This window comes from Glycomyces harbinensis (assembly GCF_900101745.1).
Classification (GTDB): Bacteria; Actinomycetota; Actinomycetes; order Mycobacteriales; family Micromonosporaceae; genus Glycomyces; species Glycomyces harbinensis.
Genome location: NZ_FNAD01000001.1, coordinates 232888 through 245730 on the forward strand (window position 1 = coordinate 232888; position 12843 = coordinate 245730).

General features: G+C 70.9%; 11 protein-coding genes. 7 read left to right on the forward strand and 4 right to left on the reverse strand.

The window, feature by feature from the left end:
• Positions 1-22: 22 nt before the first annotated feature.
• Both BLQ63_RS00990 and BLQ63_RS00995 read right to left on the reverse strand, forming a co-directional pair.
• Positions 23-1036: a LacI family DNA-binding transcriptional regulator gene (locus BLQ63_RS00990; RefSeq protein WP_091027280.1), complete on the reverse strand. Its 1014-nt coding sequence runs from the start codon at positions 1034-1036 to the stop codon at positions 23-25.
• A 104-nt stretch (positions 1037-1140) separates the two neighbouring features.
• Positions 1141-2238, reverse strand: coding sequence for a cellulose binding domain-containing protein (locus BLQ63_RS00995; RefSeq protein WP_218124977.1), 1098 nt, complete (start codon positions 2236-2238; stop codon positions 1141-1143).
• A 250-nt stretch (positions 2239-2488) separates the two neighbouring features.
• On the opposite strand from BLQ63_RS00995, the gene BLQ63_RS01000 reads away from it, so the two are divergent.
• The 6 genes from BLQ63_RS01000 to BLQ63_RS01025 all read left to right on the forward strand — a co-directional run bounded on the left by BLQ63_RS01000 (position 2489) and on the right by BLQ63_RS01025 (position 8885).
• Positions 2489-4117, forward strand: a complete 1629-nt coding sequence (locus BLQ63_RS01000) for an SLC13 family permease (protein ID WP_091027281.1) — start codon at positions 2489-2491, stop codon at positions 4115-4117.
• 85 nt (positions 4118-4202) lie between these two features.
• Positions 4203-5084 carry a LysR family transcriptional regulator gene (locus BLQ63_RS01005; protein ID WP_091027282.1) on the forward strand — a complete coding sequence of 294 codons (882 nt, stop codon included), beginning with the start codon at positions 4203-4205 and terminating at the stop codon, positions 5082-5084.
• Positions 5085-5191: 107 nt separating this feature from the next.
• A complete protein-coding gene (locus BLQ63_RS01010) occupies positions 5192-6271 on the forward strand; it encodes a tartrate dehydrogenase (protein ID WP_091027283.1) in 1080 nt (359 codons plus the stop codon).
• Positions 6272-6391: 120 nt separating this feature from the next.
• On the forward strand, positions 6392-7063 hold the full coding sequence (locus BLQ63_RS01015) for a DUF2306 domain-containing protein (protein ID WP_091027284.1): 672 nt from the start codon (positions 6392-6394) through the stop codon (positions 7061-7063).
• The gene (locus tag BLQ63_RS01020; protein WP_143014721.1) at positions 7060-8199 is read left to right on the forward strand and encodes a sensor histidine kinase; all 1140 of its coding nucleotides are present in this window, start codon (positions 7060-7062) and stop codon (positions 8197-8199) included. The genes BLQ63_RS01015 and BLQ63_RS01020 overlap by 4 nt, the downstream gene beginning before the upstream one ends.
• Positions 8196-8885, forward strand: a complete 690-nt coding sequence (locus BLQ63_RS01025) for a response regulator (RefSeq protein ID WP_091027286.1) — start codon at positions 8196-8198, stop codon at positions 8883-8885. Before BLQ63_RS01020 ends, BLQ63_RS01025 begins: the two co-directional genes overlap by 4 nt.
• Before the next feature lie 40 nt (positions 8886-8925).
• On the opposite strand, the gene BLQ63_RS01030 is transcribed toward BLQ63_RS01025, so the two are convergent.
• Positions 8926-9765 carry a helix-turn-helix transcriptional regulator gene (locus BLQ63_RS01030; protein ID WP_091027287.1) on the reverse strand — a complete coding sequence of 280 codons (840 nt, stop codon included), beginning with the start codon at positions 9763-9765 and terminating at the stop codon, positions 8926-8928.
• A gap of 111 nt (positions 9766-9876) precedes the next feature.
• Here BLQ63_RS01030 and BLQ63_RS01035 point away from each other — a divergent pair, with 111 nt between their 5' ends.
• Positions 9877-10641, forward strand: coding sequence for an SDR family oxidoreductase (locus BLQ63_RS01035; RefSeq protein ID WP_091027288.1), 765 nt, complete (start codon positions 9877-9879; stop codon positions 10639-10641).
• Between the two features lie 51 nt (positions 10642-10692).
• On the opposite strand, the gene BLQ63_RS01040 is transcribed toward BLQ63_RS01035, so the two are convergent.
• Complete coding sequence (locus BLQ63_RS01040; protein ID WP_218124978.1) at positions 10693-12687, reverse strand: glycosyl hydrolase; 1995 nt, start codon at positions 12685-12687, stop codon at positions 10693-10695.
• Between the last annotated feature and the right edge of the window lie 156 nt (positions 12688-12843).

Below are 12843 nucleotides of genomic sequence, written 5' to 3' on the forward strand. Positions count from 1 at the left end.
GTCAACACTGTGCCCCTCCGGCTCAGCCGGGAGGCGCCGACTCGCGCTCGATGATCCTGAAATCGGCCAGTTTCGTGCGCGGCGGGAGGTCCTTGCCCCTGCGGGCGATCCGCTCGAGCAGCGTCTCGACCGCGGTGCGCGCGATCCACTCGCGGCCCGGGTCGATCGTCGTGAGCGAGGGGATCGAGTACGCGGCCTCGTCCAGGTCGTCGATCCCGAGCACCGCCACGTCCCCGGGGACGCGCAGACCCGCCTCCTGGAGCACGCGCATCGCGCCGAGCGCGAGCGTGTCGTTGAAGCCGAACACCGCGTCGAACGGCGCGCCGCCCTCGAGCAGCTCGTGCATGGCGCGCGCGCCGTCGGCCCGGTGCCACAGGGTCGCGCCGGCGACGATGCGCTCGTCGTACTCGATGCCGTTGGCCTCCAGCGCCTCCCGGTAACCGCGCAGGCGCGACCGGGCCGAACCGAAGACCTCCTCCTCGTGCTCGCCGATGACGGCGATGCGGCGCCTGCCCGAGGCGATGAGGTACTCGGTGCCCGCGCGGGTCGCCTCGACGTTGCGCATCGAGACGTGGTCGTTCGGCCAGTCGAACACCGGCTCGCCGAGCAGCACCAGCGGGAAGGGCACCTCCAGCGCGTCGACGTCCTCCTGGCGCATGCCCAGGGGGCTGAGGATGAGGCCGTCGGTCATTCGCAGCCGCGGGCTCTGGAGCAGGGCCAGCTCCCGGTCGCGGTCGCCGCCGGTCTGTTCGACCAGGGTGACCAGGTCGGACCGCTCCGCGGCGGCGATGACGAAGCCGGCCAGCTCGGCGAAGTAGCTGAGGTTGAGTTCGGGGACGGCGAGGGCGATGGCCCCCGTGCGGCCCGAGCGCAGGCTCCGCGCGGTGAGGTTCGGCTGGTACCCCAGCTCGGCGATCGCGCGCTCGACCTTCTCGCGGGTGGCCGGGCGGATGTGCGGGTAGCCGTTGATCACGTTGGACACCGTCTTGAACGAGACGCCCGCGAGGTCCGCGACGTCGTGCAGGGTCGCCGCCATGGCACCTCCTCGAATCACCAAGATCCTACAACGATGCAAACGGACATGCTCCGGGCAAAGCGAAGGCGCCCGCTTCCCCACCGGAAACGGGCGCCGGATCTCGACTAGCCCAGGATCGGGTCGAGGGCCTCGAACCAGTTCGCGGCGATCTTCACGTAGCCGTCCTCGTCGGGGTGGACCCCGTCGTAGGTGTCGACGTCGGGGTCGAAGCCGGTCCACTGGTCGACCACGGTGATCGGGGACTCCGCGGTGGTCAGGCCCGCGGCCCAGGCGGGGATCGCGGCGTTGAAGTCGATCGCCCGCTGCGGGCAGTCGGTGCACCCGAAGGACGCGTCCGGGCGCAGCGGGATGATCTTGGCGACCAGGATCACCGCGTCCGGGTTCAGCTCGCGCAGGTCCTCCACGATGGTCGTGTACGCGGCGAGGATCTGGGCGGGCGGGATCGCCGACCACACGTCGTTCGTCGCGAAGTGCAGCAGCAGCACGTCGGGGGTGTTCAGCTCCAGCCAGGAGTGGACGTTCCCGTTCGCGACCGACTGCGTGACCAGGTAGCCGCCGTGTCCCTCGTGGTCGGGGTCCGACCCGGTCGGGTTGCACGCCTGGGAGAGCGAGCCGACGAAGTCGACCTCGTGGCCGGCCTGGTCGAGCAGGCTCCACAGGTTGCCGCGCCAGCAGCCGGGGCTGCCGGTGATCGAGTCGCCCAGCGGCATGATCCTCACCGGGCCGCCGCCGGGGTCCTCGGTCGGCGTCTCGGTGGGATCGGTCGGCGGATCGGTCGGGTCGACCTGGCCGTCGCACAGGTCGCCGTTGACGGTGACCGCGGCGGGGGCCGCGGTGGCGCCGGATCCGATGAAGCCGAAGACCTCGCGGGTCTGACCCGAGGCGATGGCGGCGTTCCAGCCGACGTCCGAGCCGGTGAAGGCGGTGCCGCTCTGGTCCCAGTCGACGTTCCAGGCGCTGGTGACGGTGGTGCCCGCGGGGAACGTCCACTCGAGGTCCCAGCCGTCGATGGCCTCTCCGGCCGTGATGGCGACGTTGGCCTGGAATCCCGAGCCCCAGCTGCTGACCACGGTGTAGTCGACCTCGCAGCCGTCTTCGGCGAGTACCGGGTTCGCCGTGGCGACCGCGAGGGCGCCGGTGGTGAGCGCCGCGGCCGCCATCGCGGTCACCGTGAGGCGCTTGCGGTTTCGAGTCGTTCGCATATGTCGTTGTCCTTCAGTGTGAGAGAGCGCTCCCAAAGTGAGTGTCGAGGTGAACGGATCGTAGCAAGCTTTAATTTAGTCAGTCAAGTATGGAAATGTGTGCATCCCAGGCCCGCGGCCTAGGGATCCATAGGCCGCGTCACTGTATTTTTCGATAGGCACTCCCTATATGCCGCAAAGGAGACAACTCTTGGACTGGGAGCGGGAGTGGATGAGACAGTCATCACAACCTATCCCTCAAGGAGGAGGCATGGTGTCCGACGCAGCCTCGCAGGCATCCCCCGATGCTCCCGACGCCCCACGCACCGATGTGGACAAAGCCCTGCTGGGCGGCTCCACCTACCGCAGTCTCACCGAACTCGGCGCGGGCGCCGAGGAGAAGTTCGAGAAGGGCCGGCGGCTCGTCGGCTGGTTCCTCGCCCCGCTGGTGTCGATCGTCTTCTACTTCCTCCCGTTCGACATGGCGCGCGACCAGCAGACCCTCGCGGCCGTGCTCCTCGGCGTGGTCGTCCTGTGGATCTGCGAGCCCATCCCCATCCCCGTCGGCGGCCTCATCGGGGTCGGCGCGGTCGTCATACTCGGCGTCGCGCCCTCCGACGACGTGCTGGCGCCCTTCGGCTCCAGTACCGTCTTCACGTTCATCGGCGCGTTCATCCTCGCCCAGGCGATGCTCAAACACGGTGTGGCCCAACGCGTCGCCTACTTCGTCCTGGGCTTGCCCGGCGTCGGCAAGTCCACCGTCCGGACCATCGTCGCCTTCGGCGCCATCACCTGCCTGCTCTCGGCGTTCATCTCCAACACGGCCACGGTCGCGATGCTCATGCCCACCGCCATGGGCATCCTCGCGGTCATCGCGAAGCTCATGCAGGACCAGGGGACCGTCCGCCCCGACTTCGACCCGCTGCGCCTGCGCGTGGGCGCCGCCCTGATGCTCATGCTCGCCTACGGCGCCAGCGTCGGCGGGCTCCTCACCCCGGTCGGCTCGCCGCCGAACCTCATCGGCCGCGGCCTCATCGAGGAGGCCACCGGCGAGCGCATCTCCTTCGGGCAGTGGATGGTCATGGCGCTGCCGATCTGCGCCATCATGTTCGCGGTCCTCGCGGTCGTGCTGATCCTGGTCAACAAGCCGGAGATCCGCCGCATCGAGGGCGTCGAGGAGTACATCCGCGAGCGCCGCGCCGAGCAGGGCCCGATGAGCCGCGCCGAGAAGAACACCGTGATCGCGTTCCTGGTCACCGTGACGCTGTGGCTCATCCCCGCCGCCGTCGGCCTCATCTCCGGCACCGACTCCTCGGCGTACGCCACGGTCTCCGACCGGCTCGACGAGGGCGTCTCGGCCGTCATCGGCGCGTCGCTGCTGTTCATCCTGCCGATCAGCTGGAAGCGCCAGGAGCCCACGCTGACCTGGAAGGACGCCGCGAAGATCGACTGGGGCACCATCCTGCTGTTCGGCACCGGCATCATCTTCGGCGCGCTGCTGTCCTCCACCGGGCTCGCCGAGACCATCGGCAACGGCGCCTCGGACACGCTCGGCATCTCCAGCACGTTCGCTATCACGGCGTTCGCGGTGCTCCTGGCGATCCTCATCTCCGAGACCACGAGCAACACCGCCTCGGCGGCGGTCGTGGTGCCGATCATCATCCCGCTCGCGGTCGCGGCGGGCATCGATCCGCTCGTCCCGGCCATGGCCGCGACCTTCGCGGCGTCGATGGGCTTCATGCTGCCGGTCTCGACCCCGCAGAACGCCATCGTCTACGGCACCGGCGCGGTGCCGATGACGCGGATGATCAGATCGGGCGTCACGTTCGACGTCATCGGCGCGATCGTCATCATGTCGCTCATCGGCGTGATGGTGGCGGCCGCCGGCATCGGAAGCTGAGCCGCGCCGTGCCCCTCTGTCTAGACTTCCGATAGGCGACGCCTATCTATGGGACGGGACCTGTCGGAACTCGGGACGGAGGGGCATGGACGCACGCCAGCTGGGCTACTTCCTCGCAGTGGTCGACCACGGCGGCTTCGGGCGCGCCGCCGATCAGATCCACATCGCGCAGCCCTCGCTCTCCCAGGCGATCGCGAACCTGGAGCGCGAGCTCGGCGTCCCCCTGTTCCACCGGGTCGGGCGCGGCGTGGTGCTCAGCGAGGCGGGCGCCCTCCTCGTCGAGCCGGCCCGCCAGGTCCTGCGCGACCTGGAGGCGGCCCGCTCGGTCGCCCAGTCGGTGAAGGGCCTCCAGCGCGGGCGCCTCGACCTGATCTCCATGCCCTCGCCGGGCATCGAGCCGCTGACGACGATGATGTGCCGGTTCGCCGAGGCCCACCCCGGGATCACGCTCAACGTGGACGGCGCCTTCACCGCCGAGGAGGTGGTCGCGAGCGTGCGCACCGGCGTCGCCGAGATCGGCCTGCTCGGCTCCTCCGGCGCGCTGCACACCGCCGGGCTGCGGGTCCTGCCGATCGGCGACCAGCCGCTGGTCCTCATCTCCCCGCCCGACCACGAGTTCCCGCCCGGCGACACGGTGCGGCACGAGGACTTCCACGGTCTGCGGGTGATCGCCTCCCAGCGCGGAAGCCTCATGCGCCGCTTCGTGGACGACCTCGTCGCGGGCGGCACCGAGATCTTCCTGGCCGCCGAGATCGCCCACCGCACCTCGATCCTGCCGCTGGTCCTGGCCGGGTTCGGGCACGCCGTCATGCCCGCGTCGTGGACGCCGCTCGCCGAGCGCGCGGGCGCCGCCGTCCACCGGATCGAGCCGACGCTGCACCTGCGCGCCTCGCTCGTGAGCCGCCCCGACGGCCTCACCCCCGCCGCCCGGGCGTTCATCGACATGGCCCCGGCCGCAGACCGATAGGAACGCCCGATAACGCCCATCGGAGACCGGTGTTGGACGCGGGTCCCCCCGGCATAGTTCACTCGAATCACCGCCCGCCTCACGGGCCTGAGAGATTCGGAGTTCCCATGGACGCGCCGCGCTTCCGCATCGCCGCCATTCCCGCCGACGGGGTCGGCCGCGAGGTCGTCGCGGCCGGGCGCGCCGTCCTCGACGCGGTCGAACTGAGCGCCGCGGGCCGCTTCGCCCTCGCGTGGGAGGAGTTCCCGTGGGGCTCGGACTACTACGCCGAGCACGGCGCGATGATGCCCGAGGACGGCCTGACCACCTTGCAGGGATTCGACGCGATCTACTTCGGCGCCGTCGGGTGGCCCACCGTCCCCGACCACGTGAGCCTGTGGGGCCTGCGGCTGCGCGTGTGCCAGAACTTCGACCAGTGGGCGAACATCCGGCCGGTGAACTTCCTGCCCGGCGTCACCAGCCCGCTGCGCAAGGCCGACGACACCGACCTCGACTGGGTCGTGGTCCGCGAGAACTCGGAGGGGGAGTACGCCGGGATCGGCGGCCGCAACCTCGCCGCGCGCGGGCGGGGCGGCGAGGTCGCCGTCCAGTCGGCGCTGTTCACCGAGGTCGGCTGCGAGCGGATCATGCGCCTCGCGTTCGACCTGGCGCGCACCCGCGCCCGCAAGAAGGTCTCCAGCGTCACCAAGAGCAACGCCCAGCAGTACGGGATGGTGCTGTGGGACGAGACGTTCCAGCGCGTGGCCGCCGACTATCCCGACGTCGAGACCGAGAGCGTCCTGGTGGACGCGATGTCGGCGAAGTTCGTGCTCCACCCCGAGGACCTCTCGGTGGTGGTGGCCTCGAACCTCCACGCGGACATCCTGTCCGACCTCGGGAGCGCCCTCGCCGGGAGCCTCGGGCTGGCCGCGAGCGCGAACCTCAACCCGGAGCGGCGCTTCCCGAGCATGTTCGAGCCGGTCCACGGCTCGGCCCCGGACATCGCGGGCCGGGGCGTGTGCAACCCGATCGGCGCCATCGGGAGCGCCGCGATGATGCTCGACCACCTGGGCCTGCACGACGAGGCGAAGACTGTGAACCGGGCGATCGAGGCCACCACGGCGCAGGGCGTCAAGACCAGGGACGTGGGCGGGACCGCCGACACCGCCGAGGTCACCGAGGCGATCATCGCCAACCTCGGCGCCTGAGACGGCACCCGGACGCCGACCCGGCCTGGAACGGCGGCTGCGGCGTCTCACGTCGCGGCCCGGTCAGGTTAGGCCACATGGCTGAAGCGCGGGAATCGCCGCCGCGACCAGGATTGCCGTATGAACGAACCTCGGAGCACTCCCCGCCGCGAGTGGCTGATCGCGGCCGGCCTCATCCTCCTCGCCCTCGTGCCCTCGATCGCCGGGGCGTTCCGCATCGGCGAGATCGCCTCGGGCGCACCCGAGACGGCCGAGAACGCCCGGTTCATCCAGATGCCCCTACCCGTGGTCCTGCACATCGTCGGCGCGCTCGTCTACTCACTGGTCGGCGCGTTCCAGTTCCTGCCGGGCCTGCGCCGGCGCCACACGGCCTGGCACCGCTTCGCCGGGCGCTACCTGCTCGTCCCGGCCGGATTGACCGTCGCCGCGAGCGGACTGTGGATGACCGCGTTCTACGACACGCCCGCCATCGCCGACGGCGCGGTCGCGATCACGCGGTACGTCGTCGGCGCCCTCATGTTCGCGTTCATCCTGCTCGGGGTCGCCGCGATCGCCAGGCGCGACTACTCCTCCCACGGCTCGTGGATGATCCGCGCCTACGCGCTGGCCATGGGCGCGGGCACCCAGGTCCTCACGGCGGGAGCATCCGTGCTGGTGTTCGGCGAGCCCGGCGCCTTCGGACATTTCGTGCAGCTGGCGGCCGGATGGCTCGTCAACGCCGCAGTGGCCGAATGGGTGATCGCCCGCCGACGCGCGGCGTCGCGGCGCCGCCCTGCTACCGTCGCCGCGTGAGCGGACTGCGGGGGATGCAGAGCATGATCGGCGCCGCGTGGTCGCGCCCCCGCGCCGCCGGCGCCGACGGCCCGAAGCCGAGGGACGCCGTCGTCATCACCGCGCTGGCCGCGGTGTCCATCGTCGAGGGCGCGACGCGCCCCGACCTCGTATGGCCGACCGCCACGACGCTGGTGACCATCGCGATCCTGCCGGTGCTCCTGTGGCGGCGCACGCGGCCGCTGGCCGCCGTCGTCGCCATGATGTGCTCGACGTCGGCCTTCGCGCTCGCGCACGCCTTCGCGGGCATCGAACCGAACGCGCTGATCACCTCCTTCGCGTTCCTCGCGGTGCCCTACGCCGTGTTCCGGTGGGGGTCGGGGCGCGACCGGATCGCGGGCGCCGCGGTCGTCGCGACCGGCCTCCTGTTCTCCAGCTCGCTCGGCAGCGATCCGATCGCCGACACCGCCGCCGGGATCGTCTTCATGGGCGGCGCCTGCCTGATCGGGGCGCTGCGGCGCGAGCGCCGGGAATCGCGCGCGCGGCGCCTCGAGACCGTGCGGTCGCGCGAACGCGAAGCCCTCGCCCGCGACCTGCACGACACCGTGGCCCACCACGTCTCGGCCATCGTGATCCGCGCGCAGGTGGCGGGCGGGCACCCGCACGACGTCCCGCTCGTGACGGAGTCGCTCGGCGTCATCGAGCGCGAGGCCCAGGCGGTGCTCGCCGACATGCGCACGCTCGTGCGCGCGCTCCGCGCGCCCGCCGACTACGCCCCCTCCGCGGGGATCGAGGAACTCGCGCGCCTCGCCGACGCCGGTCCGCCGCGGGTGACGGTGCGCATCGACGTGCCCGACGAGCTGCCGGTCGTCGTCGCCTCGACCCTCTTCCGGATCGCGCAGGAAGGCGTCACCAACGCGCGCCGCCACGCCCGCGCCGCCACCGAGATCGGCGTGTCCGTCACGATGGAGGCGGACACCGCGTGTGTCGTCGTCCGCGACGACGGCGCGCCCGCCTACCCCGCATCCGGCGACGGCCATGGGCTGCAAGGAATGTCAGAGCGCGCCGCGCTCTTGGGCGGTGACCTCGCCGCCGGACCGGACCCCGCCGGCGGCTGGAAGCTCCGCGCCGCACTCCCGTTGAAGGGCACCGCGTGATCCGTGTACTCGTCGCCGACGACCAGGAGCCCGTCCGCACCGGCCTGCGCCTGCTGCTCGAAGCGCAGCCGGGCATCGAGGTCGTGGGGGAGGCCGAGGACGGCGTGTCCGCCGTCCGGCTCGCACGGCGCCTGCGCCCCGACGTCGCCCTGCTGGACATCCGGATGCCCGGGCTCAACGGCATCGAGGTGACGTCGCTGCTCGCGGGCGCGCACGTCGCCGAGCCGATCCCGGTCGTCGTCATCACGACCTTCGACCTCGACGAGTACGTGCACGGCGCGCTCCGCGCCGGCGCCAAGGGATTCCTGCTCAAGGACGCGGGCCCGCACCTGATCGGCGAGGCCGTCCGCGCCGCCGCGAACGGCGACGCCCTCATCTCGCCGCAGATCACGGTGCGGCTGCTCGGCGAGTTCTCACGCCCGGCCCCGCGGGTGCGCGAGCCGTCCTCCCCGCTCACCGGCCGCGAGGAGGACGTCCTCGCGCTGCTCGCCACCGGACTGACGAACGTCGAGATCGGCGAACGGCTCTACCTCTCGCTCGGCACGGTCAAAACCCACATCGCCGGCATCCTCGCGAAACTCGGCCTTCGCAACCGCGTCGAGGCCGCGATGTGGGCGTACGAATCGGGCCGCGTGCGCGGCGACGCGCCCGAAGATCCGCACCTCCGCCGCCGCGACCTCGACTGACCGGCGACTGACCGAACCGATCCCCGCGAGCAGTCGCCGGTCAGGAGCGGTTGTCGGCCGGACCCAGGACCGCCAGAAGCTTCAGCTTCTCCTCGGCCTCGCTCCTCGGCGCGGCCGTCAGCACCAGCAGCGCCTGCGACTGGTCCTCGGTGAACAGGACCTGGCAGTCCAGTTCGAGCGGGCCGACCTCGGGGTGGACGAGCGTCTTGTGGTCGGCGAAGCGCTTGGCCACCTCGTGCCGGTCCCACAGCTCGCCGAACTCCGCGGACTCCTTGCGCAGCGCCCGGATCAACTCCCCGGCCCGCGACTTCGGCCCCATCTGGCCGTACGCCGCGCGCAGACTCGACACCAGGGCCCGGCCCTGCCGCCCGTGATCGTCCTCCGGGTAGATCCTCCGGTCCGCCGGCCTCGTGAACCACCGGTACACGTCGTACCGCTCGAGCCCCGTGTACGCGGTCCGGTCGCCGAACAGCGCGACCGCCAACCGGTTCTGCACCAGCGGCTCGCCCAGGACCGAGAGGATCAGCGCGGGCGTGTCCTCCAACCGGTCCAGCACCCGCAGCAGCGCCGGCGCCACATGGTCGGCCGCGCCCACACTCGTCGGCGGGTTGTGCCCGGCCGTCTGGAACAGGTAGTCGCGCTCCTGGTTCGACAACCGCAGCGCCCGCGCCAGCGAGGCCAGCATCTGCACGCTCGGCTGCGGCCCGCGCTGCTGCTCGAGCCTGGTGTAGTAGTCCGTCGACATCGCCGCCAGCGACGCGACCTCCTCGCGGCGCAGGCCCGGCGCCCGGCGCCGCAGCCCGGCCGGAAGCCCCACGTCCTGCGGCTGCAGCTCCTCGCGGCGGCGACGCAGGAACTCGGCCAGTGCGATGCGATCCATGCCTCCAGTATCGTGCGCCCGACCCGCCCGATGCGACCGCGAGCCAGGGATCGCCGATCCCCCGATAAGCGATCTCTGCCCCGAACGCCCCGAACCGCGCAGAATCAAGGCATGCAGATTTCAGGGAACACCATCTTCATCCCCGGCTCGACCAGCGGCATCGGCCTCGCCCTCGCGCTGGCCCTCCAGGCCCGGGGCAACACCGTCATCGTCGGCGGCCGCCGCGCCGACCTCCTGGAGCGGATCGCCGCCGACCACCCGGGCCTGGACACCGTCCGCGTCGACACCGCCGACCCGGCGAGCATCGAGGCCGCCGCCAAGGACGTCATCGCCCGCCATCCCGACCTGAACGTCCTGATCACGATGGCCGGGATCATGCGCCCCGAGGACTGGCACCGCCCCCAGGGCTTCCTGGAGACCGCCGAGGCCACCGTCACCACCAACGTCCTCGGCCCGATCCGCCTCATCGGCGCGTTCGTCGCGCACCTCCAGACCCGGCCGGACGCGACGATCATGACCGTCTCCTCGGGCCTGGCGTTCACGCCCCTCAAGGTCACGCCCACCTACAACGCCTCCAAGGCCGCCGTCCACATGCTCAGCGAGTCGATCCGCCTCCAACTCGCCGACACCACGGTGAAGGTGGTCGAACTGGTGCCGCCGTCGGTCCAGACCGCGCTCATGCCCGGGCACGAGGAGAACGAGCACGCGATGCCGCTCGACGCGTACATCGCCGAGGCCGTGGGCCTCATCGAATCCCAGCCGGACGCGACCGAGATCCAGGTCGAGCGCGTGAAGTTCCTGCGCTACGGCGAAGCCCGAGGCGACTACGACCAGGTGGTGGCCGCCCTCAACGCCGCCGACCCGCACAACGACTGAACGGCCGAATCGCCTCGCGGGCCCGACCCGCGAGGCGATTTCGGCGCCGGGCTATTCGGCCCTGATGTCGTCGAAGTAGACCGTGCCGGTCGCGTTCGTGCCGCCGTAGCCCAGGTAGAGGTAGAACGCCGTCACGTCCGCCAGGTGCTCGGCGTCCAGCAGCTCGTCCGCGTGGCCGGTGTCCCACGGCGCGGGCCGGAAGTCCGCGAACGGCGCCTCCACGTCCTGCCCGCTCGTGCTCCCCAGCCCCACGTTGTACTCGAAGTACGCGCCCTTCGCCACGATCTGGAACGTCGCGCCGTTCGTGGAGCCGTCGCCCCGCATCCACAGCTTGAACGCCGAGAACGCCGTCCAGTCCGCGCCCACCGACTTCCCGATGCCGGTGTACCCGGCGCTGGAGAAGTCGTACGAGTACGCCAGACCGTAAGCGCCCGAAGCCGTGTGCTCGGCCGACAGCGCCGTGGTGTTCGCGTTGACGTGGCTGTACGCCTCGCTCAGCGTCAGGTCGTCGCCCGCGTAGCTCTCGAAGTCGTCGACCCAACCCGCCGGCAGCGGCTCGACCTCGCCCAGCAGCACCAGCGCCGAGTCGGTGAGCGTCCGGCGCCCCACCTTGGCGCTCACGGTCACCTCCACCGAGCGGTTGTCCAGCCAGGACGGGTCGATCGACCACGCCCCCGAGTAGTACCCGGCCGCGTCGCGCCGCAGCGTCACCGGCGCGGCCCCGTCGAGCGAGTAGGTGACCTTTGACGGCGTCGCGTTGTTGAGCCGCACCCGGATCCGCGTCTCCGCGGCCGAGATGCGCTGGCGGTCGGTGGGGGTCGCCAAGTGCAGGAACGGGGCGTTCGCCACGGCGCAGGTGTTCGCGTCGTACACGCCTTCGAGGTCGGAGGTGAACAGCGAGTACGGGTCCGCGTGGAAGTCCACGAAGTCCGGTTCCAAGGCGTGCCCCGGGAACGGCACGTACGCCCGGTTGGTCCCGCCGAAGTTGGCCCACGTGAGCATGTGGGTCACCTGCTTCGCGGTCGGATCGGCCGCGACGGCCCCGAGCAGGCCGGTGAACCAGGTGAGGTTCCGTCCCTCCTCTCCGGACTCCCCGAACTCGGTGAAGGCCGGCACCTTGCCGCGCTCGGCGGCGAGGTTCACGACCATCGCCAGGTCGGTGACGGTGGCGCCCAGCCATTCGGCCGAGCCCGCGGTGCTGTCGTAGGCGTCGTAGCCCAGGACGTCCACGAACTCGTCGCCCGGGTACGTCTTGAGGTAGTTGGCCGGGTCGCCGCCGAAGCTCGAGTTCGGCGAGTAGGAGTAGAGGAGGTTGCGGACCTTCCTGGTGTCGCGCAGGTACTCCACGGTGTAGCGGAAGATCTCGATGAACTCCGCGGAGGTGGTGTGCCCCGCGCCCCACCAGAACCAGCCGCCGTTGTTCTCGTGGAACGGCCGGAAGACCACGGGGATGAGCGTCCCGTCGGGTCGCTTGGCGCCCTTGACGGCCGCCGCGATGCGGTCGAGGAACTCGTTGAAGTCGGCGTGCTTCGCGCCGCCGGGCAGGATCTGGCTCACGACCCGGCCCGTGGTGTCCCAGAAGTCGCCGCCGGTGACGAAGTTGTAGAGGTGGGCGCTGAGGATGTTGACGCCGCCGCGCGCGTCGGACTGCTCCAGGGCCCAGCTGAGGGCCTCGATGTTCTCCTCGACGGTGCCGCCGTAGACGCCGGGCTTCTGGAACCCGTTGAGGATCAGGGTGTCCCAGCCGAAGACGGCCGGGTAGTCGCCGACGGTGGCCTCGACGTCGGAGGACTCGCCGTCCATGCCGGAGAACGTGAACCCGTCCGAGAGCGAGTGCTCGTGGCCGAACATGACGCCGCGGCCCTTGAGGTCCTGCATGTACTGGAAGAGGGCGCGGGTCTCGCGGGTCGCCTTGTCGTCGACGATCCGCACGGGCGTCGGCCGTCCGGCGGCCGATGCCGGGACGGCCGCTCCTGTCGCGGCGAGGGCGGCGGCGCCCATGACGATCACCGCGCGGCGAGGCGCGCGAAATGTTGGGAATGGCACTGGTGTCTCCTTTGGCACGATGGACCCTGAGGGGGGAGAGAGGGGATCGGAACTGGGAAAACAGTGTCTGAAGCGGTTAAGCAGGATTCATAATAGACATAGGAATATGTCGATGTCAATGGAAACGGCGCCGCCAGTGCGCAACGCTCCCACGTC

Bases quoted from the DNA above. Each gene is read 5' to 3' on its own strand.
- BLQ63_RS01015 (WP_091027284.1), top strand. From the start codon at position 6,392: ATGAACGAACCTCGGAGCACTCCCCGCCGCGAGTGGCTGATCGCGGCC.
- BLQ63_RS00990 (WP_091027280.1), bottom strand. From the start codon at position 1,036: ATGGCGGCGACCCTGCACGACGTCGCGGACCTCGCGGGCGTCTCGTTC.
- BLQ63_RS01035 (WP_091027288.1), top strand. From the start codon at position 9,877: ATGCAGATTTCAGGGAACACCATCTTCATCCCCGGCTCGACCAGCGGC.
- BLQ63_RS01005 (WP_091027282.1), top strand. From the start codon at position 4,203: ATGGACGCACGCCAGCTGGGCTACTTCCTCGCAGTGGTCGACCACGGC.
- BLQ63_RS00995 (WP_218124977.1), bottom strand. From the start codon at position 2,238: ATGCGAACGACTCGAAACCGCAAGCGCCTCACGGTGACCGCGATGGCG.
- BLQ63_RS01010 (WP_091027283.1), top strand. From the start codon at position 5,192: ATGGACGCGCCGCGCTTCCGCATCGCCGCCATTCCCGCCGACGGGGTC.
- BLQ63_RS01000 (WP_091027281.1), top strand. From the start codon at position 2,489: ATGGTGTCCGACGCAGCCTCGCAGGCATCCCCCGATGCTCCCGACGCC.
- BLQ63_RS01030 (WP_091027287.1), bottom strand. From the start codon at position 9,765: ATGGATCGCATCGCACTGGCCGAGTTCCTGCGTCGCCGCCGCGAGGAG.